This window comes from Stenotrophomonas maltophilia (assembly GCF_039555535.1).
Lineage (GTDB): Bacteria > Pseudomonadota > Gammaproteobacteria > Xanthomonadales > Xanthomonadaceae > Stenotrophomonas > Stenotrophomonas maltophilia_Q.
In genome coordinates this window covers 2,365,327-2,386,443 of sequence record NZ_CP154630.1, presented here as the reverse complement: position 1 = coordinate 2,386,443, position 21,117 = coordinate 2,365,327, and the positions used below count along the sequence as shown (strand labels likewise).

27 protein-coding genes and 1 pseudogene are annotated in these 21,117 nt (G+C 65.0%); 9 read left to right on the top strand and 19 right to left on the bottom strand.

The window, feature by feature from the left end:
• The first annotated feature begins 24 nt into the window (after positions 1–24).
• Complete coding sequence (locus tag AASM09_RS11035; RefSeq protein ID WP_049431602.1) at positions 25–792, top strand: HEPN domain-containing protein; 768 nt, start codon at positions 25–27, stop codon at positions 790–792.
• A gap of 73 nt (positions 793–865) precedes the next feature.
• Here the strand turns inward: AASM09_RS11035 and AASM09_RS22195 are convergent.
• Both AASM09_RS22195 and AASM09_RS11030 read right to left on the bottom strand, forming a co-directional pair.
• Positions 866–1,195 (bottom strand): annotated as a pseudogene (locus AASM09_RS22195) (DUF2026 family protein).
• Positions 1,196–1,403: 208 nt separating this feature from the next.
• On the bottom strand, positions 1,404–2,087 hold the full coding sequence (locus AASM09_RS11030) for a hypothetical protein (protein WP_049431605.1): 684 nt from the start codon (positions 2,085–2,087) through the stop codon (positions 1,404–1,406).
• Positions 2,088–2,279: 192 nt separating this feature from the next.
• Here AASM09_RS11030 and AASM09_RS11025 point away from each other — a divergent pair, with 192 nt between their 5' ends.
• The 3 genes from AASM09_RS11025 (at position 2,280) to AASM09_RS11015 (ending at position 4,317) form a co-directional block, all read left to right on the top strand.
• Positions 2,280–3,035: a tetratricopeptide repeat protein gene (locus AASM09_RS11025; RefSeq protein ID WP_049431609.1), complete on the top strand. Its 756-nt coding sequence runs from the start codon at positions 2,280–2,282 to the stop codon at positions 3,033–3,035.
• A 454-nt stretch (positions 3,036–3,489) separates the two neighbouring features.
• The gene (locus AASM09_RS11020) at positions 3,490–3,846 is read left to right on the top strand and encodes a hypothetical protein (RefSeq protein ID WP_049431611.1); all 357 of its coding nucleotides are present in this window, start codon (positions 3,490–3,492) and stop codon (positions 3,844–3,846) included.
• Entirely contained in the window at positions 3,847–4,317 is a 471-nt protein-coding gene (locus AASM09_RS11015; RefSeq protein ID WP_049431613.1) for a hypothetical protein, read from the top strand.
• A 104-nt stretch (positions 4,318–4,421) separates the two neighbouring features.
• On the opposite strand, the gene AASM09_RS11010 is transcribed toward AASM09_RS11015, so the two are convergent.
• The 10 genes from AASM09_RS11010 to AASM09_RS10965 form a co-directional block, all read right to left on the bottom strand.
• Positions 4,422–5,048, bottom strand: coding sequence for a nucleotidyltransferase family protein (locus AASM09_RS11010; RefSeq protein ID WP_049431616.1), 627 nt, complete (start codon positions 5,046–5,048; stop codon positions 4,422–4,424).
• Positions 5,024–6,085: an XdhC family protein gene (locus AASM09_RS11005; RefSeq protein WP_049431620.1), complete on the bottom strand. Its 1,062-nt coding sequence runs from the start codon at positions 6,083–6,085 to the stop codon at positions 5,024–5,026. The genes AASM09_RS11010 and AASM09_RS11005 overlap by 25 nt, the downstream gene beginning before the upstream one ends.
• An 8-nt stretch (positions 6,086–6,093) precedes the next feature.
• Entirely contained in the window at positions 6,094–8,298 is a 2,205-nt protein-coding gene (paoC, locus tag AASM09_RS11000) for an aldehyde oxidoreductase molybdenum-binding subunit PaoC (protein WP_100443856.1), read from the bottom strand.
• Positions 8,298–9,248 (bottom strand): FAD binding domain-containing protein, encoded by a 951-nt coding sequence (locus AASM09_RS10995; protein ID WP_049427877.1) that lies wholly within the window; start codon positions 9,246–9,248, stop codon positions 8,298–8,300. The genes paoC and AASM09_RS10995 overlap by 1 nt, the downstream gene beginning before the upstream one ends.
• A complete protein-coding gene (paoA, locus tag AASM09_RS10990; protein ID WP_049427875.1) occupies positions 9,245–9,892 on the bottom strand; it encodes an aldehyde dehydrogenase iron-sulfur subunit PaoA in 648 nt (215 codons plus the stop codon). The genes AASM09_RS10995 and paoA overlap by 4 nt, the downstream gene beginning before the upstream one ends.
• 268 nt (positions 9,893–10,160) lie before the next feature.
• Positions 10,161–10,892: a hypothetical protein gene (locus AASM09_RS10985; RefSeq protein WP_049427873.1), complete on the bottom strand. Its 732-nt coding sequence runs from the start codon at positions 10,890–10,892 to the stop codon at positions 10,161–10,163.
• Between the two features lie 128 nt (positions 10,893–11,020).
• Positions 11,021–11,536, bottom strand: a complete 516-nt coding sequence (locus tag AASM09_RS10980; protein WP_012480266.1) for an OsmC family protein — start codon at positions 11,534–11,536, stop codon at positions 11,021–11,023.
• Positions 11,537–11,583: 47 nt separating this feature from the next.
• Complete coding sequence (locus AASM09_RS10975; protein ID WP_049427871.1) at positions 11,584–12,351, bottom strand: SDR family oxidoreductase; 768 nt, start codon at positions 12,349–12,351, stop codon at positions 11,584–11,586.
• Between the two features lie 126 nt (positions 12,352–12,477).
• Complete coding sequence (locus AASM09_RS10970) at positions 12,478–13,509, bottom strand: LysR family transcriptional regulator (protein WP_049427870.1); 1,032 nt, start codon at positions 13,507–13,509, stop codon at positions 12,478–12,480.
• A complete protein-coding gene (locus AASM09_RS10965) occupies positions 13,506–13,814 on the bottom strand; it encodes a sigma factor-like helix-turn-helix DNA-binding protein (protein ID WP_049427869.1) in 309 nt (102 codons plus the stop codon). Before AASM09_RS10965 ends, AASM09_RS10970 begins: the two co-directional genes overlap by 4 nt.
• Positions 13,815–13,903: 89 nt before the next feature.
• Here AASM09_RS10965 and AASM09_RS10960 point away from each other — a divergent pair, with 89 nt between their 5' ends.
• The 3 genes from AASM09_RS10960 (at position 13,904) to AASM09_RS10950 (ending at position 15,800) form a co-directional block, all read left to right on the top strand.
• On the top strand, positions 13,904–14,383 hold the full coding sequence (locus AASM09_RS10960) for a carboxymuconolactone decarboxylase family protein (protein WP_049427867.1): 480 nt from the start codon (positions 13,904–13,906) through the stop codon (positions 14,381–14,383).
• Positions 14,384–14,438: 55 nt separating this feature from the next.
• On the top strand, positions 14,439–14,843 hold the full coding sequence (locus tag AASM09_RS10955) for a cupin domain-containing protein (protein ID WP_049427866.1): 405 nt from the start codon (positions 14,439–14,441) through the stop codon (positions 14,841–14,843).
• 75 nt (positions 14,844–14,918) lie between these two features.
• A complete protein-coding gene (locus AASM09_RS10950; RefSeq protein ID WP_049427864.1) occupies positions 14,919–15,800 on the top strand; it encodes an RNA polymerase sigma-70 factor in 882 nt (293 codons plus the stop codon).
• 114 nt (positions 15,801–15,914) lie between these two features.
• On the opposite strand, the gene AASM09_RS10945 is transcribed toward AASM09_RS10950, so the two are convergent.
• From AASM09_RS10945 to AASM09_RS10935, 3 genes are all read right to left on the bottom strand, one after another.
• Complete coding sequence (locus AASM09_RS10945; protein ID WP_049427862.1) at positions 15,915–16,835, bottom strand: MBL fold metallo-hydrolase; 921 nt, start codon at positions 16,833–16,835, stop codon at positions 15,915–15,917.
• Positions 16,836–17,156: 321 nt separating this feature from the next.
• Complete coding sequence (locus AASM09_RS10940; RefSeq protein WP_049427860.1) at positions 17,157–17,633, bottom strand: DUF1348 family protein; 477 nt, start codon at positions 17,631–17,633, stop codon at positions 17,157–17,159.
• Between the two features lie 62 nt (positions 17,634–17,695).
• Positions 17,696–18,265 (bottom strand): TetR/AcrR family transcriptional regulator, encoded by a 570-nt coding sequence (locus AASM09_RS10935; protein WP_049427858.1) that lies wholly within the window; start codon positions 18,263–18,265, stop codon positions 17,696–17,698.
• A gap of 168 nt (positions 18,266–18,433) precedes the next feature.
• On the opposite strand from AASM09_RS10935, the gene AASM09_RS10930 reads away from it, so the two are divergent.
• Both AASM09_RS10930 and AASM09_RS10925 read left to right on the top strand, forming a co-directional pair.
• Positions 18,434–19,387 (top strand): alpha/beta fold hydrolase, encoded by a 954-nt coding sequence (locus AASM09_RS10930; RefSeq protein ID WP_049427856.1) that lies wholly within the window; start codon positions 18,434–18,436, stop codon positions 19,385–19,387.
• Positions 19,388–19,624: 237 nt separating this feature from the next.
• On the top strand, positions 19,625–19,936 hold the full coding sequence (locus AASM09_RS10925; RefSeq protein ID WP_049427854.1) for a hypothetical protein: 312 nt from the start codon (positions 19,625–19,627) through the stop codon (positions 19,934–19,936).
• Positions 19,937–19,981: 45 nt separating this feature from the next.
• Here AASM09_RS10925 and AASM09_RS10920 read toward each other — a convergent pair whose 3' ends face one another.
• The 4 genes from AASM09_RS10920 to AASM09_RS10905 are packed head-to-tail and all read right to left on the bottom strand — an operon-like array spanning position 19,982 to position 21,086.
• Entirely contained in the window at positions 19,982–20,281 is a 300-nt protein-coding gene (locus tag AASM09_RS10920) for a hypothetical protein (protein WP_049427851.1), read from the bottom strand.
• Entirely contained in the window at positions 20,269–20,484 is a 216-nt protein-coding gene (locus AASM09_RS10915) for a hypothetical protein (RefSeq protein WP_080354977.1), read from the bottom strand. The genes AASM09_RS10920 and AASM09_RS10915 overlap by 13 nt, the downstream gene beginning before the upstream one ends.
• A 60-nt stretch (positions 20,485–20,544) precedes the next feature.
• A complete protein-coding gene (locus AASM09_RS10910) occupies positions 20,545–20,814 on the bottom strand; it encodes a hypothetical protein (protein WP_049427849.1) in 270 nt (89 codons plus the stop codon).
• A gap of 56 nt (positions 20,815–20,870) precedes the next feature.
• Positions 20,871–21,086 (bottom strand): hypothetical protein, encoded by a 216-nt coding sequence (locus AASM09_RS10905; RefSeq protein WP_080354976.1) that lies wholly within the window; start codon positions 21,084–21,086, stop codon positions 20,871–20,873.
• Positions 21,087–21,117: the final 31 nt, after the last annotated feature.

Genomic DNA, 21,117 nt, shown 5'->3' with positions numbered 1-21,117 from the left:
GAGAAGAGGCAGGAAGCGTGCCACATGAATGCCAACGATATCTATCTCAATGACTTTGCCACCCGCTCCTTCCGTGACATCGCCGACCAGGACTACATCATGGCGCGGGCCGCATACCGGACGACGCTGTATCCGCAGTTCCTGTGGTCGGGGCTGCAGGCGATCGAAAAGTACCTCAAGGCCATCTTGCTCTACAACCGCATCCCGCAGCCGAAGGGCAAGGAGTCGCTGAGACACGATCTGGCCCGGGCGCTGGAGTTGACCAAACAAGCCCGGTTCGAGATGTCCTTGTCCGCGACGTCAATGCAGATCATCGAGCACTTAGATACTTATGGCCGCTTCCGCTATCTGGAAAGCTCATACCATCTGGACGGCCAGGAACTGCTCATGCTCGACCGAGCGGTATGGGAGGTCCGGCTTTACTGCCGTGTCCTCGACCATACGATCACGACCGGCGCGGGCGAGGTCATCGACATGCTACCCAAGTACCTGAGAACGATCGAACTTGAACTGCACAAGCCAGCGCGCCGGTTTCTCATTCCGGGCGGCGTCCTAGAGAAGATATTGGCGAAGCGGGACCACCCCGCTCGCCCGTCCCTGGTCTGGAAGAATCTGCTCTTCAACCAGCACCATCGTAAATCCCTGCAATGGCGCCACCGTCGACATGTGGTCAACTCGCCACTGGCCCTACGGCCAGAACTGCTCGATGAGGTGAATAAGTACGTGTGGCTTCCGGGCGAGGCCATCAAGGCGTACCGTGAGGAGATCGAAGCGCGTAGGTCAGACCGATAATGGTATGGCTACCAATGAGTCTCTTGAGTTCGGGCGTCTTTGGAACAATGTTTGCGATGAATATCGGAACAGCTTAGGTATCCCCTAAGACGTAACGCGAAACAAGTCGCTCACACTGCTGAGTGCAACTATGCGCCTCCCAGACATCTGAAACCGGAGGTGCGTTCAAGGTCAACTTGTGGACTTCACCAGGATCATTCAAAAGGCTTAGGTCATCGAGCTTCTTGGGGTATTTCTTGAACCGGCGATTGGCAGCCTTCAGAAGATCCGTCTGGGAGGGGCGATCCAAGAGGGCTTGAACAAGCTCGTTGGTCAGTTCTATGTTTGGGATCGTGAGTTAGTCACCGGGTTTGCCTAGCTGCTCGATAGGCTGGGCCTCCGCTGATAGTGGTCGTTGAAACATCCTGCGCGGCACAGTGTGATCATAGCCCTTGCCCCTGATGGACTCGTTGAAGATGGTCGAACGCCAAGGCGACGCGATCAGCAAGTCTTGCATACTATCGTTGCGACATTCCCCCATCTTCCGGCGATGCCCCGGATGAACAACCTACGCCACTCCCCTTACTGAAGGGCACTCCCACTCTCAGCTTGACGCTTGCCGAGATCCAGCCCTATTGGGTTGCCGGAACAGGAATCACACCTTTTCCCAGAATCTCCAACCTCCCGACATCGCCAACAGGCACAAGCACTGTAGCCTTCCGCGCCAGGTCCCACAGTGCATAGCTGTCACCAAGACGACCAATCAGGCGTAGGTCGCCCTGCACCTTTCCATCAACAGTCACAGCCGTCACGTGCTTGCCGCCACCAGAGGAAATCTTCTCGGCACGCTGGGAGCCAAGCATGCTTGACGCTATCGAGACGTAGACCAGCATCACCAAGGCGTAGATCAGCCAAGGGGAATCTTTCACTGCGGTGGGCACCACCGGCGAAAGATGCACGATCAACGCACAGATGACCGTTAGAAGAACCCCTATCAGAAGAGGCCACGTGTTCGACCACCAAAGCAGCAGCCCCAGGACAGTGAAGAAAAGCACTGGAAACAGCCATGCGAACAGCTTGCTTTTGGAGCTGCCGCTCGTGACCTTCATCTCCACCCGGCCGCCAAACAGCGAGGCGAGCAGCATGATAAATAACACCATGCCGATCCCAGCAAGCCCTGCCAGTGCAAGCTCACTCACCGCAACAAACTGAAAGGGATCCAGGCCGAAGTGCCCCCAATACTCCTTTAGGTACAAAGCCCCTTGAATCAATCCAAAGGTGACGAGCGCCGAACCCCATCCAGCAACATCGGCCATCGTCAGTGTTTTTTCGTACGTTCCATGTATCCCCTTCCATCAATGCAGCCCCGCCACATAGTGGCATGCAGCGCTCCGTCCTGCAGAACTCACTCTATTAACGTGACGCGTCACGCTCGATCACCCCACCCCATTGGCGCCCCACCCCTCCCCCACTATAGTTCCACCCCTCACAAGGACGAGGCGGCGCACATGCCCTATATCGGAATCGGACTCCACGTACTGGCGGCCATCTACTTCGCGGTGCACGCCATCCGCTCGGGCCAGAACCTCTATTGGCTCATTCTGCTCTTCTCGTTCCCGCTGCTCGGCAGCGTCGTTTACTTCCTGGCGATCTACTTTCCCGAAGTCCGTCATTCGCGCGGTGCCCGGCAGGTCGTCCGTTCCGCCAAGCAGCTCATGGACCCGGGCCAGGACCTTCGCAACGCCCGTGCCGAGCTGGCCCGCACGCCCACCGTGCAGAATCGGGTTCGCCTGGGTATGACGCTGCTGGATGCCGGCCAGGCCGAGGAAGCCAGAGCCCTGCTTGAGCAGGCAGCCAGCTCGCCACTGGGCGACGATCCCTACATCTTGACCGGCCTGGCGCGTGCCCGCCTCGATTCCGGGCAGCCCGCGCTTGCGGCGGAGACACTGGACGGCCTGTTCGCCCGCCACCCGGATGTGCGCCGCAAGCCGGAACAAACCCTGCTTTACGCGCAGGCACTGGCGGCTGCCCAAGCGTCCGGCACCCGTGCCGCGTTCGAGCGCGCGGTGGAGTGCGGAAATGACGCGGCCGCCCGCTGTCTGTATGCCGAATGGCTGATGGCACAGTCGCAACCCGACGACCGCGAGCAAGCCCGCAGCCTGTTCGCCGGCATCATCGACGATGCCCAGCACTGGTCGCGCCACGCGCGCAGCCACAATGCCGCATGGCTGGAGCGGACCAAGGCCGCGTTGAAGGGTTACTGACGCCTGATCGCCCCTGGCAAAACTGTCGCAACCGCCTCCCCATGACCCCGGCGGGCGGATGCCAACAGTCCGCGAGCATCCAGAGCCAACATCGCCGCTGGCCTTGCAGCGCAAGGATCCGGCCCCACTGCGCCATATGCAACGATTCTGAAAATGTTGATTGTGGTGACGGCATCGGCCTTACTGCATTGGCATCGCGCACAACCGGGCGTATTTCTTTGCGTGCCACCGGAAACGGGTGGCCGGGATTCGAAACCCCGGTAGTTCGTTGAAGTAAACGCTTGCCAGCCGGCATCACCCTGTGTGGTGCCGGCTGGCAATCCGTCGGCCGGCTATGGCGGGCGGTGCGTGGGGGCCTTGTGCCCGCCGGTTCAGCGAACGCCGGGTTTCGAACCACGCATCGTCCGCCACCTTTATCGGTGGCGGCTTCTGCCTGCACGCAAGGAGCCCAGCCATGACCAAGCCCCACTCCCCTGCCCCGCACCCGATCCACGATGCGCCTGCCAACGGCGCTGCGCTTGATCCGAACACCCTCATCGCCCTGCTGCATAGCATCGGCTCCGGCGCTGCCTCCGATGGCCAGCCCTGGCCGGAACGGCATCAGATGCCCGGCCGACGATTGGCCCTGGCCGATACGGACTGCTCGCTGTCCGGCCTTCGCGTGGTGCTGGAAATCCTGCTGGCCGCGCAGCGGGCCCGCGAGAACGGCGAACTGGAACAGTACGTCGGCCCGCGCGTGATGGAGGGGCTGATCATGGCCGGGCTGGGCCTCACCGCACACGCCAGTACGCGACTGCATCCGGAGGGTTGAGTGGCGTGGTGCCGCTGGGCGGCCACAGCGCTGCTCCTCACGACGGTGGTCGCGGCACTACTTTGGTGGTCGGAGCGCCCTGTCCCCGAGCAGCTCGCGTTCCACAGCATCACTGACAGTCGCTTTTCACAGCTGCGCCGCCAAGCCGCGCAGTTCGTGGAGGCTCGGCCACGACAGGGCTTCCAGTTCGTTGAACGGCAACGGGATGTCGCTTTCCAGATTCGTTGCAACGGCGTTCCGGTGCTCTTGCTGGAGAGGCGCCCGCAACATCTGCTGTTGTGGACCTCGCTGGACGCGAAGCAGCGGGCGCCCGCCGTTGTGCGGTTGCAGGCGCTCCTCCAATGGCAGTTGGAGCCGTTGGATTACCTGGAGCAGGTACTGGCTGGCGTGCCGGAACCTGTTCTGTTGGATCGGGTGCTGCAGAGTCTTGCTAGTGATGTGCCTGATGGGGCGCGATGTGGCGTGCCGTAGTCGAGCATCGCCCGACTCTACAGGGTTGCGGGCAGCGAGGGTTAGGGCTGCAGCCCTGCCGCTAGTCACCTGCGCGACAGGCATTGGCCCAGTGATCATGCGAGTCACCTCCCGGCATCGATCCATCCCGCATCGCGCGCACGCGCAAGATCTTCTGGCGTGTCGATATCCAGGCCCAGTTCCGGTGCCTGTAGGACATGCACCGTATCGACAGGAAGTTGCCGCAGGCGCGCTCCGAAGCCGCGGTCACCGCTTGCACCCACTTGATTGAACCATGCGCGCGGCACTACTGCAGGAATGCCAAGCGCGTCTCCATGACGGGTGCCAGCGCACCCTGATGCCGAGGCGCGGGCACCGGAAAGCAGCGCCTGCAGATGGGAGCGCTCGATTGCGGGCTGGTCGCATGCCACGACCATCACCGCGGTCACCGTGGGCAGCAGGTGTGCGCCGGCAACCTGCAGACTGCTCGCCAGGCCGCGTTCCCAGTGGTGGTTGGTTACCGGAGTGGCGTCCAGCCCGGCAATGCTGGATGTCACGGCCTGTGCGTTTGCGCCCACCACGACCAGCACCTGCGCTGGCGCGAGCTCGCGCGCCAACCGCACCACGCGATGTACCAGGGTCTCGCCCTGCCGGGTCAGAAGCTGCTTGGGCTGGCCAAGTCGGGTGCTCCCGCCGGCAGCCAGCACGACGACCGCATGCGCGTCAGTCACCTGCCGTGCGCGCTTCGCCATTGCTGCAGCTGTGCGGCGATGCTGAGCGAAATCGCCTCTGGCCCTCGGCCGCCGATGTCCAGGCCGACAGGTGATCGAAGTCTCGGGGAAAGGCGGTGGCGCTGATCCGGTGTCAGCAGCTTGAACAGGTCCTCGCGCCTTCGCCGCGGACCCAGCAGTCCAATGAACGCGACTTTGGTATCAGCCAGGGCCACCAGCGCCTCCCGGTCCAGTTCGAAATCGTGATGCATCACCAGTGCCGCGTCGCACGGGTCGCCATGAAGGGCCTCGGCCGGGCTGGCCTGAAGATGCGCATCCGCACCCTGCCCGGCTGAGGCCCAGCGCGCTCGCCGTTCGGCCACGCTGACCCGCCACCCCAGGCCCCGCAGCAACGGAACCAGGAAGGGAGTTTCGGGACCGCCCCCCAACACCAGGGCCCGCGGAAGCCGGGGCAACGGCAAACGCCACGCACCCTCGCCAAAGGGCTGCGTACCCTCCATCGGATGCAGCTGCCACGCCTGCTCGCGGTGGCCGGCGCGGAAAACGATCTGCCCCGATGCACGAAGCTCGCGCTGTAGTGGCACACCCTCGCGCAGCCATGCCTCGATGACAACGTCGATGCCGGCCATGGCACGCAATGGCAGGAGCGCAATCCGCAGCCGGCCGCGGCACCCGAGCGCGGACCCACTCAACAGGTCGTCGTCACTGCGGGTGTCGATCTCGATCCAGTCGACCCGCCCTGCCGCGTTCACCTGCTCCGCGCGTCGCGCGAGCTCGGGCTCCAGGCATCCGCCGCTGAGCCAGCCGACCTGGCCGCCGTTGCAGAACAGCACCATGTCGCCGGCACCGGCGTAGGTGGAGCCCTCAGTTTCCAGCACCAGCGCGAGCACGGCGTGCTCCCCCGCGCGCACGCGCGTCAAGGCCGTCTCGAGCACGCCGCGCGGGCTGCCTTCGGTGAGGAAGCCCGGCGCTGCGGACAGGTCCCCGGCAAGATCGCCGGGCTCCCCTCCGCCTACCGCTGAAGCCTCCGGCGCGGGTGAGGCTACGGGTCGGTCCATGCGCAACCTCAGCCTACGTCGGGCAAGCCGGGCAGCAGCTTGTCCAGGGTGATGGGATAGTTGCGCACGCGCACGCCGGTTGCGTTGTAGATCGCATTGGCGATCGCGGCGCCGACCCCGCAGATGCCCAGTTCACCCACACCCTTGGCCTTCATCGGCGAGATCACCGGATCCAGCGTGTCGAGGAAGACCACTTCCTGGTACGGGATGTCGGCGTGCACGGGAACCTCGTAGCCCGCAAGGTCGTGGTTGATGAACAAGCCCAGCCGTTTGTCGACCACCAGCTCCTCCATCAGGGTCGCGCCCGCACCCATCACCATCCCGCCGATGACCTGGCTGCGTGCGGACAGCGGATTGAGAATCCGGCCGCCATCGCATACGGCAAGCATGCGGCGGATGCGCGTCTCTCCCGTGTAGGCATGCACGGCGACCTCGCAGAAATGCCCTGCATAGGTGCCGACGTCGTAGCCTTGTTTGAAGTCGCCGAAGGCAATGCCGTCCTCCGCCGACAGTGTGCCCGCCTCCGCCAGCTTGATGGTCCGCCCACCCGCCTGGATGCGGCCATTGGCGAAGTCTGCGGTGTCGCCGTCGAAGCCCAGTTTCTCACCCACCTTGCGGCGCAGGCTGACGCACGCCGCGTACACGCCTGCGGTGGAGCTTGCCGCGCCCCACTGGCCGCCGGAGCCGGCGGAGGCGGGATGACGGGAGTCACCGAGGGTCACCTGGACCCGCTCCAGCGGCACGCCCATGGTCTCGGCTGCCGTCTGCGCGATGATCGTGTAGGAGCCGGTGCCGATGTCGGTCATGTCGGTCTCGACAATCACTCCGCCCTGGCCGTCAAGCCGGACCCGCGCCGCCGACTTCATCGTCGGTGCGCCGCGATAGCCCGCAGACACGCCCATGCCGACCAGCCAGTCCCCTTCCCTGACCTGCGCCGGCCTGGGGTTGCGCTTGCTCCAGTTGAAGCGCTCCGCGCCTTCGCGCAGGCAGCGCACCAGGTTGCGGTCGGAGAACTTCTTGGACGGATCGCCGGGCACGACCTCGGGCTCGTTGAGGATGCGGAACGCGATCGGGTCGAGGCCCAGCTTCTCGGCCATTTCGTCCATCGCCACTTCCAGCGCCATGTGGCCCGGTGCTTCGCCCGGTGCGCGCATCGCATTGCCTTCGGGCATGTCGAGCGTGGCGATGTAGTTGGCCACCAGGCGGTTGGCGCCTGCATAGAGCTTGGGCGTCTGCAGGGCACCGTTCTCGCCGTCCTCGCCGTTGATGTTGCCCGACCAGTTCTCATGGGCGATGGCGGAGATCCGGCCATCCTTTCCGCAGCCGATCCGCACGCGCTGGAGGGTGGCGTGCCGGTGCGTGGTGTTGTTGGGCATCAATGGGCGTTGCAGCGCGATCTTCACCGGCCGCCCGACCTGCTTGGCCGCCAGCGCGGCCAGCACCGCGTCGGCACGGATGAACAGCTTGCCGCCAAATCCGCCGCCGATATAGGGCGAGTCCACGCGCACTTTGGCAGGATCGATGCCGAGGATCGCCGCCATGCCTTGCCTGGCCCATTCGATCATCTGGTTCGCCGTCCACAGCGTGAGCGTGTCGCCCTCCCAGGCGGCGATGGTGGCGTGCGGCTCCATCATCGAATGACTTTCGTCGGAGGTGTGGTACGTCTCGTCCAGCTTGACCGCGGCGCTCGCGTAGGCGGTGTCGAATTCGCCCAGCGTCTGCCGGTCGGGCTTGCCGTCGCGTCCCTTTGCCAGCGGCGCGGTTGGTGCCAGGGCGGGGAAATCGAAGCGGCCCTTGTCGCGCTCGTAGCGGGTGCGGATCAGCGCCGCGGCGGCGCGGGCCTGCTCGAAGGTCTCTGCCACCACGCAGGCGATGGCCTGATGGTAGTGGGCCACTTCGGGTCCGCCGAACAGCGGCGCATTGTTCCAGTTCGATGTGCCGACCGGCTTGGTTTCCGGTGCGGTGATGACCGCCAGTACGCCGGGCGCGGCACGTGCGCGGGAGGCATCCATCGAAATGATGCGCCCCTTGCCGATGCCCGCACCGACGATGTAGCCGTAGGCCTGGTTCGGCGCCACGTCGTGGCGCTCGTAGGCATAGGGGGCGGTGCCGGTGGTCTTGCGTGGACCGTCGATGCGCGGCGTCGACTTGCCGACGACCTTGGCCTTGTCGAACAGGTTGTCGCCGGCGGGGGCGTTGAATTCAAGGGGCATCAGCGCTCTCCTTCCACCAGCACGGCTGCGAGGGTGCGCTCGGCGAGCGCGATCTTGAACGCGTTCTCCGGCGTCGGACGGGCACCGGCGAACACCTGCCGGGCCGCGGCCTTTACGCCGTCGCGCAGCAGCGGTTCGGCTGCCTCGACGCGCCACGGCTTCGGCGCAACCCCACCGAAGGCGAACCGCGCCGAGCCGTCACGCTGCACGACCGCGGCGACCGACACCAGTGCGAACGCATAGGACGCGCGGTCACGTACCTTGTGGTACACGTGCCGACCGCCCAGGGGTTCTGGCAGCGTGACGTGGGTGATCAGCTCACCGCGCTGCAGCACGTTGTCCTGCTGCGGCTTGTCGCCGGGGGAACGATGGAAATCGGCAATCGGGATGCTGCGCGTACTGCCGTCACCCCTGACGGTCTGGATCGAGGCGTCCAGCACCCGCAGGGCCACCGCCATGTCGCCCGGATAGGTCGCGATGCAGCTGTCCGAGGTGCCGATCACGCCCATCTGCCGGGAGAACCCCTCGAGTGCGCCGCAGCCGGATCCGGGCAGGCGCTTGTTGCAGGGCAGATTGGGGTCGTAGAAATACGGGCAGCGCGTGCGCTGCAGCAGGTTGCCGCCGGTGGTGGCTTTGTTGCGCAACTGCCCGGAGGCACCTGCCACGATCGCGCGGGTCAGCACCGCGTAGTCGCGGCGCACGCGCTCATGCGAGGCCAGTGCGGTATTGGTGACCAGCGTGCCGATGCGCAGGCCGCCCTCGTCGGTGGGTTCGATCCTGTCCAGGCCGATGTCCTGCACATCGACCAGGTGCGCGGGCGTCTCGACCTCCAGCTTCATCAGGTCGAGCAGGTTGGTCCCTCCGGCCAGGAACTTCGCGCCCTCGGTACCGGCGACGGCCCTGGCGGCCTCGGCCGGGGATTTCGCGCGTTCGTAACTGAAGGCCCTCATGAGCGCCTCCCTGCAGAGGTCACGCCAGCGACCTCTTCCATCGCCTCGGCAATGTTGGAATAGGCCCCGCAGCGGCAGAGGTTGCCGCTCATGCGTTCGCGCATCTCCATGTTGGTGGCCCGGGGCCGTGCGCTGACATCCGCCTGCACATGGCTGGGGACACCCCGCTTGATTTCGTCCAGTACCGCCACCGCCGAACAGATCTGCCCCGGCGTGCAATACCCGCACTGGTAGCCATCATGCTTGATGAAGGCGGCCTGCATCGGATGCAGGTCATCGGGGGTTCCGAGGCCTTCAATGGTGGTGATGGCGTCGCCCTGGTGCTGCACCGCCAGGCTGAGGCAGGCATTGATACGCTCACCGTTGACCAACACTGTACAGGCACCGCATTGACCGTGGTCGCAGCCTTTTTTCGTTCCGGTCAGCTTCAGATGTTCGCGCAGGGCATCGAGCAGCGTGGTCCGGGTGTCCAGTTCAAGTTCCCGCCGCTTGCCGTTGACGGTCAAGGCCACCGTGCTGATGACCGGCGGCCTGGGCGGCGGGGGCGCCGCCAGTTCGGCGGCGAGCGAGGACGCCCCCGGTGCGGCGGACATTGCCACGGTCGTGACGCCGCCGGCGATCACCTGGCGGCGCGTCAACTTCATTCCTTCATCACAACTTGGCACAGTGACCTCCTGGCGTTCGGGGAAACCCCGTGGCTGGATGGACGCGCTCACACTACCGAAGGGCCACTATGCCCATCTGCGGGGTACAGACCTGTGAAGTCGGCGAAATGTACGAACATGATGCAGCAAGCCCGAAGAAATCGGCTGCATCCAGCCACAGCGCGGCACTCTTGAGCCATGCGTATGCCTCACTGGATGACTCACAGTCCTGTTTGTCCCTCAGCATGAGGAACATGATGGCCCGACGCTACAAAGGCGTTGGCTGGGAGGACTCGGGTTCGTGGATCGAGCCCTCCAACAAGGCAACGTAGGTATCGAGCCTGGTGCGAAGGCCGATCAGCATCCAGCCCAGCAGGTACAGCAGCACCATGGCGAAGATCAGTAGTGCACCCAGCGGGCCAACATCGAAAGCGCCCGCCCAGTCGCCCCATTTCCATCCGCGGAACTGCAGGTAGAGGGCAATCAACAGCGGGAATGGTCCCAGCCGCTGCAGGCCGCCATACATCATGCCCATGCGCTCAATCATGTTTGTGCGCAAGGTGCTGACGAACTTGAGTCGCCGCTCGCGCTGGACGCGCGGGAATCCGCGAAGCTCGGTCACCACCGCTTGCCAGTGAGCGAAGTCTTCATCCATCTCCCGGGCGTGCGAGAGCCGCGGCTGACTGAACTGGCGAATGCCCCTGCGGGCGGCCAGTACGCCACCGACAATGAACCCTCCGATCTCGATTGCCAGGCAGGCAACAACCACCTGGAGCACTACGCCAAGAGGCAGCCATCGATCCGGAAGCTGACCCATGAGAATGCCGATGATCGCCGCACCCACGCCGATGCGAAACGCCCACGTCTCCACCCTGCCCGCCTTGGGGTAGATGCTGTGCTCAACCAGTCCCTGCACCCGCTGGTAGAGCCAGTGGAATGTCAGTTCCTGCGAATCGGTCTTTGCCGACGGATCGAATTCGCCCGCTGCCTGCATGTCCATTGCATCCTCTGCCCCACCGGCCAGGTTGCCGGCGCCACCATCGTAGCCGAGCTGGGTTGTGGCGGAATACGGCCTAGCCGTGTAATCGTCAGGGCCAGGACCTTCCCGGATTCGAGCATGGCCCGACTCTACAGAGGCGGAGCCTGCGGGCCGACCCGAACATGCACCACATGGCTGACGCCGCGATGGAACATCTTGGCGTACGGGCAGACGCGTTCGGTGTTGCGAACGAGTTCGCAGGCCAGGTTCTCATCCATGCCGGGAAGATGTACCACGATCTCGGCCGACAGCAGGTACAGCCCATCTGCCGGATCACGGGCGAAGGTGACCGCCACTTCGATGCTGGGGTTGTGCAGCAGCAGGCCGGCACGCGCGGCCACCAGCACCATGGCACCGTGGAAGCAGCCAGCGTAGCTCGCGGCCAGCAGCTGCTCAGGATTGGCGCCGCCGCCAGGCCCGCCGAGTTCCGGCGGCAGGCGCAGGTCCACCGCCAGTGCACCGTCGTCCGACCGCACGACGCCGGACGCCCGCCCGTGCTGGGCCTGGCCACCGCTCACCCGCACGCGGCCGGTGTACAGCGGCTTCACGTCGTCGCCCTGGTAACGGTCCAGCATGGCGGGCGAAGGAGGCTTCAGCTCGGTCATTGCGCGGTTCCATCAAGCGCAGCTGCGGCAGGCGATCGATGCGCCGCTCAGGCAGGCTGCCGCTGCGACAGGCCGGACTGCTGCAGCCAGGCTTCGAAATCGACCTGCCCCAGCCACGCGTGTCCGACCGGCACCAGCGTGTCGATCTGCAGCGGCGCGCCGAAGTACAGCGCCTCGGCATCCGCAACGACCTGCCGGGAATCACCCGTCAGTTGCAGATAGCGCCTGGCCAGATCCGCCATCGCGCTACGCTGCGGCCCGGCAATTTCCAGCACGCCATTGGCTGGCGCCTGCTGCGCGATGCGTGCCACCGCTTCGGCAACATCCTCGGCGGCAATTGGCTGCACGTCGGCGGCTGGCAGCCGCAGGGTCTCCCCATCGCCGGCGGACTGGATGATGCCCGGCAGGAACTCGAAGAACTGCGTGGAGTGGATGATGGTGTACGGCAGGCCCGAGTCGCGGATCAGTCGCTCCTGTGCGATCTTGCCGCGGAAATAGCCACTGGCTGCCAGCATGTCGGTGCCTACGACGGAAAGCGCAACGTGGTGACGTACGCCGGCAAGGATAGCGGCCGCAAGTATGTTGTGGCCAGCGGTCAAGAAGAACGAAAGCACTGCCGCATCTTCGAACGAGGGCGAGTTGGCCAGGTCCACCACCACGTCGACGCCGTCCATGGCGGCATCCAGACCTTCACTGGTCAGCACATCCACCCCGGTCGAGGATGCTGCCACCACGATCTCATGCCCGGTTACGCGCAGGCGTTCCACCACCTTGCTGCCGATGCGGCCGGTACCACCGATGACGAGGATCTTCATTGCGTATCTCCTGGAATGTAGAAGGGCTACCGGATGTGGCCGGGCGCAGGCATCGTAGGTGGCGCGGGCGCGAGGTAGTAGGTCCATGGCGGGCCGCGCACTGTTGCCCGGCACGCACCAATACGCTCACGCCCAGCCAGGCCGTGCGCCGTCGTTCAGAGGGGTGGCCTGCTGGCGTGCTTCCCAGTGCGAGATCACATCCAGTTCGAGCGCGCGCACCCGCTGCGTGCTGAAGTCGATGAAGGCCCGCACGCGCTTGGGCAGCTGGCGGCGGCTGAGGTAGCAGAGGTAGTGGCCGCGATCGAGCGGTGCATGCCGATCCAGGCAGGTCACCACCCTGCCCGCCCACAGCGCTTCACGCACCTGATAGCTGGGCAGCTGGGCGATGCCCAGCCCGTCGATGACGGCCTGCAGGGCCAGGTCGGCATCGTTGAACACCAGTGCGGCCCGCGGCTGCAGGTGCACTTCGGCGCCGTCGACACGGAATTCCCAGGGCTGCATGCGTCCGCCCGGCAGGCGCCGCCCGATGCAGGCATGTGTGGACAGCGCATCCACCGACGCCGGTAGACCGTGCGCCTGCACGTACGCTGGTGATACACATACGACCAGCTGCATCGGCACCAGCTGCTTGGCGATCACCTGGCTGTCTTCCAGCAGGCCGTCGCGAAATGCCACGTCGATGCGGTCACCGGCCAGGTCGGGGGCCTGCTCGTCCAGCAGCAGCTCCACTGATACCTGCGGGTACTCGGCACGGAAGGCTGCCAGCAGTGGGGCAATCACCCGCCGGCCGAAGCCGTGGCTGGCACTGATGCGCAGGTGCCCGCGCGGCGGGCCCTCGCGCAGGTCGCGCATTTCCTCCAGCGCCTGCAGGATGCAGGTCACGCCCGGGTTGCAGCCCTCCAGGAACAGCTCGCCTTCGCGGGTCAGCGTGGTCGAGCGCGTGGTGCGCAGGAACAATCGCACGCCCAGCTGGCTTTCCAGCTTCTGCACGCTGCGGCTGACGGCCGAGCGGCCGATGCCGAGGCGGTCGGCCGCGCGCGCGAAGCTGCCCTCGGACGCCACTGCAATGAAGGCCAGCACGCCGGCGTAGGTGGTGGAGAAGGACGCATTGAGCGCATCGTGGCCGTCGCTGGCCGGGCGGGGCGTTGCGGCGCTCATGGGTTGCCTGGCTCCAGGCGGGCACGTTGTGCGTGCAGGTGGCTCCGCGCCAGCGCCAACCGTTGCCTGCACGTGGCAGGGTCGAGCCCCAGCAGGGGCACGATGTCCTCGAATCCGGCGCCCAGCACGTCGTGCAACAGCAGGATCGCGCGTGCGTCGGGCGGCAGTTCGCGCAGTGCGGCGAGGAAGGCCTGCCAGACCTGTTCGCTGGCAGGGCGCGATGCGGTGCGCAGGTGCGATGAGGTATCCATGCCCGGCAGACGGCCGAGCATCGGCCGCTGTGACAGGACATTGGTGCTTTTCATGCAACAGCGTGCGGCCCGGCCCCCGCCTACCGGCACTGCGAATGCAGGCCTAGCCTCGTTGTGCCCTTCACTCGCTACAGGAACACACCATGAACGCACGCCTGGATTACGCCGCGCAATCCCCCGAACTGTTCAAGAAGCTCGGCCTGTACTCGCATGCCGCCCACACCGCCTCGATCGAAGCGGCCATCATCGATCTGGTCAACATCCGTGCATCGCAGCTCAATGGGTGTGGCTTCTGCCTGGACATGCACGTGAAGGAGGCCACCCTGCGCGGCGAGCGCCCGCTGCGCCTGCATCACCTGGCCGCATGGCGTGAATCGACACTGTTCAGCCCACGCGAGCGCGCCTGCCTGGCCTGGACCGAAGTACTGACCCAGCTGCCGGCGCAGGGCGTGCCGGACGAGCTGTACGCGCGCGTGCGCGGCCAGCTGTCCGATCAGGAAATGGTCAACCTGACCCACGCGGTGATGGCGATCAACGCCTGGAACCGTGCCAATGTCGCCTTCCGTACCACGCCCGGCACCCTGGACGCGGCCTTTGGCCTGGACAAGGCCGGCCTGGCCTGATCCTTCCGCCGCTGCACCATGCAGCGGCCCTCCTCCACCGCATTGGAGACCTGCCATGCGTCGTCCTGTTCTGGCCCTGTTTGCGCTGCTGCCACTGTGCGGCGCTGCCGCCACCCCGTCCTCTGCAGCGCCCGAGCCCCGGGTGCGCGAGGTGATGACCCGCGCCCTTCCGGAGCAGCCCGGCAAGGAAGCGCTGATCCTTACCGTGGAGTACCCGCCGGGTGGTGCTGATCCCGTCCACTGCCACGATGCCCATGGCTTCGTCTACGTCCTGGAAGGACGGATCGTGATGGGTGTGGCCGGCGGCAAGGAAGTTACCCTTGGCCCGGGCGAGGCCTTCCATGAAGGCCCGGCCGATCTGCACACCGTAGGCCGCAACGCCAGCGCTACGGAGCCGGCGAAGTTCGTGGTGTTCCTGATCAAGGACATCGGCAAGCCGGCGGTGCTGCCGCCGCACTGATTGCACGTCCGGCGCTGGCACCAACGACAGGTTCCCGGGTGTCACAATCCGGGGACCTGTCCCGTCTACGCTGGCATGGACGATTCCACAGCGCTGTTCTCACGCCTCCGCCCACGCCTGTTCGGCGTGGCCTACCGCATGCTTGGCTCTTCGCACGAAGCCGAGGACGTGGTGCAGGATGTCTGGCTGCGCTGGCATGGCGCCGACCAGTCACAGATCGAGAATCCGGAAGCCTGGCTGGTGGCGACCACCACCCGTCGCGCCATCGACGGCCTGCGCCTGGCCCGGCATGCGCGCGAACACTATGTGGGCATGTGGTTGCCCGAGCCGCTGCTGACCGATGACACCGCCACGCCGGAGTACGTGCTGGAAACCGCCAGCGATCTGTCGGTCGCTTTCCTCAGTGTGCTGGAACGGTTGGCCCCGGATGCACGTGCGGCCTTCCTGCTGCACGATGTGTTCGATCAGGATTACGCGGTGGTCGCGCGGGCCTTGGACAAGACGGAAGCCGCCTGCCGGCAGATCGTACATCGCGCACGTCAGCAGCTCAGGCAGGAGCGCCCGCGCTACAACGTCCCGCAGGACGTGCACCAGAAACTGCTGCGCCGCTTCGCCGAGGCCGCATCCAGTGGAGATTTCCGCACGATGAAGGCGCTGATGGCCGAATCGGCCGAGCTGGTGGGTGACGGCGGCGGTATCGTGACCAGCTTCCCCGGGCCGATGGTCGGGGGCGCACGCATTGCCCAGCTGCTGTATGCCCCGCACCTGCGGCGCAGCGCGCAATTGCGGATGGTCCCGGCCATGCTCAATGGACGGTTGGGACTGCTGCGCTATTTCGATGGCGTGCTGGAGGCGGCGATGGCCTTCGAGACCGATGGCGAACGGATCACGCAGGTCCTGGTGCAGCGCAACCCGCACAAGCTGCAGCGGTTGGCTCGCCCTACCGACATCCAGTAGTTCCACGCCAGGTGTGGATGGCGTCCGTTGTCGGCCTCGCCCTTGCGGGATTCGAGCGGGGCGCCGATGCGCCCCGTCGAAAACCCTTGCTTGCGCTGTATCCGCAGAATCCGATCAGAAGTCCCAGAACACCGGTACCCAGCGGAACGTCTCGCCCTCCAGCGACACCCGGCCCACTGACGGGAACGGAAGATGCGTGGCCACCAGCATTTCGCCGGTGCCGGCCAGTTCCTTCAGCAGAGCGATGCGTACGCGTGCGGATTCCTCCGGGTCGTGCTCAAAACCGTTGTGCCAGTTCGGCTGGTCGAAGCCGACCGCGAACACCGCGTCACCGGCAAAGGTCAGGGCCTGCCCCGCGGACGCTACGCGCACCACGCAGTGGCCCGGGGTATGCCCACCGGTACGGCGGGCCGTCACGCCTGGCGCGATCTGCTGTTCGTCCTGGAAGGTATGCACATAGCTACTGTACTCGGCCCAGAAGTGCTTGGCCGTGGCGCGTAGCGCATCGGGGAAACCCTGCGGCATGTTGGTGCGGCTGAAGTCCGGCGACTTCCAGAACTCCACCTCCGCTGCGGCCACGTGGATCTTCAGGTCCGGGCGCAGCTGTTCCTTCACACCTTCAACCAGCAGCCCACCGACGTGGTCCATGTGCATGTGGGTGATCACCACATCGGTGATTTCGCCCAGGTTGATACCGGCAGCACCGAGGCGACGGATCAGCTGGCCGGCGCGCGGCAGCTGCAGGTCCGGGTCCATGCCCAGGCCGGCATCGATGAGAATGGTGCGGTCACCGCTGTGCACCACCATTACGTTCAATGCCCAGTCGAAGGCATCCTGCGGCAGGTACATTTCTTCGAACCATTCGGCACGGTCGGCCGCCGGTACGTTGTGGCCGAGCATCTGGGTGGGCAACGGCAGGACGCCATCGCTGATCACCAGTACTTCGACGTCGCCCACTTTCAGGGCGTAGCGCGAGGGCACCAGTTCATCGAGGGCGGGGGCAATGGGCGCGGCGGTGTTTTCCATACTGAACATGAGGGATCTCCACGAAGAGCCATTTGGCGGGCAGCAATGCAAGGCTGGCGCTAGCGATTCCGGGCGCTTTCCCACGACGCAGGGCGCGGCGCGACCAGAGCGCGGATGCCTGGCACGCCAGCACTGCGTGGCTCATGGGAAGGTGGGCCACTGCGTGAGCGGTGGGCCCGGGACACGGCAGGTGCCGTGTGGGATCAGCCTAGGCAGCACGCCGCAGGTGCGGTAGGCCCGTGGAGGGGTACGTCATGTTGCGTTCCGGGAAGCAATGCCGACCCGCCTTCGCAGTTATCGCTACGGGCAACCATGTCTGTGCCCGGCAACTCACATACCCAGCTCCGACAACCCCGGATGATCATCCGGGCGACGCCCCAGCGGCCAATGGAACTTGCGGTCGCTCTCCTTGATCGGTAGGTCGTTGATGCTCGAGAAGCGGCGCTGCATCAGGCCGTCCTCTCCGAATTCCCAGTTCTCGTTGCCATAGGAGCGGAACCAGTTGCCGGAGTCGTCGTGCCATTCGTAGGCGTACCGGACAGCAATTCGGTTTTCGGTAAAGGCCCAGAGCTCCTTGATCAGGCGGTACTCGAGCTCCTTGTTCCATTTGCGTGCCAGGAACTGCCGGGCTTCTTCCCGGCCGTTGGTGAACTCGGCACGGTTACGCCACTGGGTGTTGAGCGAATAGGCAAGCGACACCTTGTCGGCATCGCGGGAATTCCAGCCATCCTCGGCAAGGCGCACCTTCTGCGTGGCCGATTCGAGGGTGAACGGAGGAAGCGGCGGACGGGGGTGTTCAGTGGACACGGGGAAACCTCCAATCGAAATGGACACACGGGTTGCTTCAAACGATCTGGCGTACCCAGGCGCTAACGCCTGGCCTGTTCCAGCAATAGCTTCGCGACATCCTTCGCGGTGTCTGCGGCGTCGTAATCACCCATCACGCGCGACAGGGTGATGGCGCCTTCCATCAGGACCAGCAGCTGACGGGCCAATGCCGCCGGCTGCTCCACATCCAGCTGCCCGGTAAGTTCCAGCGTGTAGTCGAACAGCTTCTGCTTGTGATCACGCGCGATCTGCCGGATCGGATCGGCTGGGTCGCCGACCTCGCCTGCGGTATTGATGAACGCACACCCGCGATAGCCCTCGGACTGGAACCAGTTCTTGAGCACGGAGAACATGCCGAGGATGCGTGCTTCCGGGGTGTCCGCCTTCTCGCACTCGTGCCGGAACCAGGCCAGCCAACGCACGTCGCGCGCCCTCAGCGCCGCAGCGGCCACGTCGTCCTTGTTCTCGAAGTGGCGGTAAATGCTCTTCCGCGCCACGCCCGAGGTCTTCACCAGCAGGTCCATGCCCGTGGCGTGGATCCCGTTCTGGTAGATCAGCGCCTCGGCCGTGGCCAGGATCTTCTGATGCGTATCGGTGGTGGTCTTGCTCATGGCCACAAGGTAGAACGCACGTTCTACCTTGTCAACATGCGATGGCGAATAGCCCGTATGCGCACATCCGTGCAGGACGATCTATCAAGAAATCCGGACAGTTCATCACCCGGATGCCTGATTGCAGGCGCAAAGTACGTCTCACCACCCACCCATGAGAGTTCCCGCATGAACACCTTCGCCCGTACCCTGGCCGCTGCCGCCCTCGCCCTCTCGGTCCAGGCCGGCCTGTCTGCGCATGCCGCCGAACCGGCCACGCCGGCGGCGGCCACCAGCATCGCGCGCACCGCCAGCTACATCACCACCGCCGACGGCGTGCAGCTGTACTACAAGGACTGGGGCCCGAAGAACGGGCCTGTCGTGACCTTCAGCCACGGCTGGCCGTTGAACTCGGACAGCTGGGAATCGCAGATGATCTTCCTGGCCGATCATGGCTACCGCGTGATCGCGCATGACCGTCGTGGCCACGGCCGTTCCAGCCAGCCGTGGGACGGCAACGACATGGATCACTACGCCGATGACCTGGCCGCGGTGATCAATACGCTGGACCTGCACGATGTCACCTTGGTGGGTTTCTCTACCGGTGGCGGCGAGGTGGCGCGCTACATCGGCCGGCATGGCACCGGGCGGGTGAAGAAGGTCGTGCTGATCAGCTCGGTGCCGCCGTTCATGCTGAAGACCGCCGACAACCCCAACGGCCTGCCGATCGAAGTGTTCGATGGCATCCGCAAGGCACAGATGGATAACCGCGCGCAGCTCTACAAGGACATCCCGTCGGGCCCGTTCTACGGCTTCAACCGCCCGGGCGCGAAGGTGTCGCAGGGGCTGATCGATGCATGGTGGGCGCAGGGCATGCAGGGCGGCCACAAGAACACCTACGATTCGATCGCCGCGTTCTCGGCCACCGATTTCCGCGCGGACCTGAAGAAGTTCGATGTGCCCACGCTGGTGATCCACGGTGACGACGACCAGATCGTGCCGATCGATATCTCAGGCCGCCAATCGGCAAAGCTCATCAAGGGCGCCAGGTTGATCGTCTACCCGGGTGCGCCGCATGGCCTGACCGACACCCACAAGGACAAGGTCAACCAGGATCTGCTGACGTTCCTGCAGGAAAAGTGAGTGACCGGGGCTCCGTTGTGATGGCGGAGCCCTTCCTGCCCAGAAGCAGGGCTGGCACCGGATATGCGCCGGGTGCCGTGTCAGTGCACGATTGCGGGCGTGGGATTTCAGGCCAACGATGGAGCGCGTCCCGCACTTTGATGAAGGGTTAACCTCCGACGGAGGACACTGCACCCTCACGGCTCTTCTCCGGCGCAGAATCCTTTGCTCCCGTGTCCAGCCCAAGACGACACGGCCATGCACCCTCCCAATGCCTTCCGGATCCATGCGATCCAGCCCCTTCTTGCGCGCAATGGCGCCATCGTTCGCCTCGATCAGTTGCGATCGACCTGCAAGAGCTGCGGCCTGCGCTCATCAATGACCGAGGACGCCGGCATTCAGACGAGTCCATCGGGCACGACGCTCACCTGCCCTGCATGCGGTGCAACAGGGCTGATGGACGAGGTGGAGATATGGCACCACTGGCTTGAGCAGTGCCGCCGCGAACGGATGCTGGCGCTCTTTGATCCAGTGCCTGACGACCCCCTGGAGCCAGACGGCCCGAAATGAGACCTGTTGTCCTGGATTGTGCGGCCGCCGCGTCAGCGCCGCGCTTCAGCCGCCGCCCGGGTGCCGCCCCGCCAGGCTGCCCATCGTGAAGGCGTAGCCGGCCTCCTCCAGCAGCGCCCTCATGCGCAGCTCCACGCGCCGGGGTGAAAGCAGGCTGTTGGGCGCATACAAGGCATAGACGTAGCCAGCGCCGTCGATGATCTCACGGCGCACGGCGCAGTCGTTGGATTCAGCCGCCTCGGACCAGACAGACATCAGCCTCGCGGGACTGATGGACTGCCCGTTGCGAAGGCGAAAGAACAGCCAGCGCACTCCCAGGGACTGGGTTGGATTCAACCTAGCCACTGCGAGCCTCCAATGCGCCGGAAGAGATCCCTGAGAACTTCAGGATCCAATCGTGGATGCTCGTCCTTTGAAGATCGCGGAAGGTCGATGCGCGCGGCACCCTTCACCAGTGCAGGCAGATCGGACTGAAGGTCGATCCACCATCCCGCGGGCAGCCGGAGCCCCGTGCCCGTTCTATCGTAGATGCAGATCGGAAAAGTCATCGCGTTGCTCCTGAATGACTTGAGCATACGCTTGCGCGATGTCAGGTCCGGATGCGACGCCTAGGGAGATGCCGCATCGACGCGCTTTGCGCATTCGAACACGTGTGCTTCGTCCTGCTGGACCCTGCGGAATGAGTCCAGCCAGCTGAATGCTGCGCCACGGTTCTGAATCATGTCGCCGAGCCTTCCGGTCAGGCACCGTGCGCACTCCATGCCGCCTGGGCTGGGCGCATGGCAGCAACGGCATTGCGCCATCGTCGTGGTTCTCTCCGGACGACATTGGTACATGATCTTGGTCATCAGGCTGATCGCCTGGCTTTGCGAGGACATGCACGCTCCCTGTCTGCAACGGAAGCAGCCGCGCGGCGCGCGGCTCCTCCTCTTTCTCAGCGGCGTGTATCGCCGCCGAGACCGCCCTTCTTTTCGTCCGCTGGCTTTGGGCTCTCGCGATCCTTGTTGTCCTGCTGCTGTTGCTGTCCCTGCTTGCCAGGCTCCTCCCCTCCGGGTTCGCCCCCCTCGACCCGCCCCTGCTGCGTGGGCCGTTCTGCTTCAGAGGAAGCATTGGAGCGGTCATTCCTGTTCTGTTCGGGGACGCTGTTCATTTCGATTCTCCGCCGCAGCAAGTCTGCTGCC

Bases quoted from the DNA above. Each gene is read 5' to 3' on its own strand.
- AASM09_RS10925 (WP_049427854.1), top strand. From the start codon at position 19,625: ATGCACCCTCCCAATGCCTTCCGGATCCATGCGATCCAGCCCCTTCTT.
- paoC (WP_100443856.1), bottom strand. From the start codon at position 8,298: ATGCCCCTTGAATTCAACGCCCCCGCCGGCGACAACCTGTTCGACAAG.
- AASM09_RS10975 (WP_049427871.1), bottom strand. From the start codon at position 12,351: ATGAAGATCCTCGTCATCGGTGGTACCGGCCGCATCGGCAGCAAGGTG.
- AASM09_RS11025 (WP_049431609.1), top strand. From the start codon at position 2,280: ATGCCCTATATCGGAATCGGACTCCACGTACTGGCGGCCATCTACTTC.
- AASM09_RS11035 (WP_049431602.1), top strand. From the start codon at position 25: ATGAATGCCAACGATATCTATCTCAATGACTTTGCCACCCGCTCCTTC.
- AASM09_RS11020 (WP_049431611.1), top strand. From the start codon at position 3,490: ATGACCAAGCCCCACTCCCCTGCCCCGCACCCGATCCACGATGCGCCT.
- AASM09_RS10930 (WP_049427856.1), top strand. From the start codon at position 18,434: ATGAACACCTTCGCCCGTACCCTGGCCGCTGCCGCCCTCGCCCTCTCG.
- AASM09_RS10945 (WP_049427862.1), bottom strand. From the start codon at position 16,835: ATGTTCAGTATGGAAAACACCGCCGCGCCCATTGCCCCCGCCCTCGAT.
- AASM09_RS10970 (WP_049427870.1), bottom strand. From the start codon at position 13,509: ATGAGCGCCGCAACGCCCCGCCCGGCCAGCGACGGCCACGATGCGCTC.
- AASM09_RS10955 (WP_049427866.1), top strand. From the start codon at position 14,439: ATGCGTCGTCCTGTTCTGGCCCTGTTTGCGCTGCTGCCACTGTGCGGC.
- AASM09_RS10915 (WP_080354977.1), bottom strand. From the start codon at position 20,484: ATGACTTTTCCGATCTGCATCTACGATAGAACGGGCACGGGGCTCCGG.
- AASM09_RS10910 (WP_049427849.1), bottom strand. From the start codon at position 20,814: ATGTCCTCGCAAAGCCAGGCGATCAGCCTGATGACCAAGATCATGTAC.
- AASM09_RS10985 (WP_049427873.1), bottom strand. From the start codon at position 10,892: ATGGACATGCAGGCAGCGGGCGAATTCGATCCGTCGGCAAAGACCGAT.
- AASM09_RS10995 (WP_049427877.1), bottom strand. From the start codon at position 9,248: ATGAGGGCCTTCAGTTACGAACGCGCGAAATCCCCGGCCGAGGCCGCC.
- AASM09_RS11030 (WP_049431605.1), bottom strand. From the start codon at position 2,087: ATGGCCGATGTTGCTGGATGGGGTTCGGCGCTCGTCACCTTTGGATTG.
- AASM09_RS10935 (WP_049427858.1), bottom strand. From the start codon at position 18,265: ATGAGCAAGACCACCACCGATACGCATCAGAAGATCCTGGCCACGGCC.
- AASM09_RS10960 (WP_049427867.1), top strand. From the start codon at position 13,904: ATGAACGCACGCCTGGATTACGCCGCGCAATCCCCCGAACTGTTCAAG.
- AASM09_RS11010 (WP_049431616.1), bottom strand. From the start codon at position 5,048: ATGGCGAAGCGCGCACGGCAGGTGACTGACGCGCATGCGGTCGTCGTG.
- AASM09_RS10980 (WP_012480266.1), bottom strand. From the start codon at position 11,536: ATGACCGAGCTGAAGCCTCCTTCGCCCGCCATGCTGGACCGTTACCAG.
- paoA (WP_049427875.1), bottom strand. From the start codon at position 9,892: ATGAAGTTGACGCGCCGCCAGGTGATCGCCGGCGGCGTCACGACCGTG.
- AASM09_RS10905 (WP_080354976.1), bottom strand. From the start codon at position 21,086: ATGAACAGCGTCCCCGAACAGAACAGGAATGACCGCTCCAATGCTTCC.
- AASM09_RS10950 (WP_049427864.1), top strand. From the start codon at position 14,919: ATGGACGATTCCACAGCGCTGTTCTCACGCCTCCGCCCACGCCTGTTC.
- AASM09_RS10965 (WP_049427869.1), bottom strand. From the start codon at position 13,814: ATGAAAAGCACCAATGTCCTGTCACAGCGGCCGATGCTCGGCCGTCTG.
- AASM09_RS11005 (WP_049431620.1), bottom strand. From the start codon at position 6,085: ATGGACCGACCCGTAGCCTCACCCGCGCCGGAGGCTTCAGCGGTAGGC.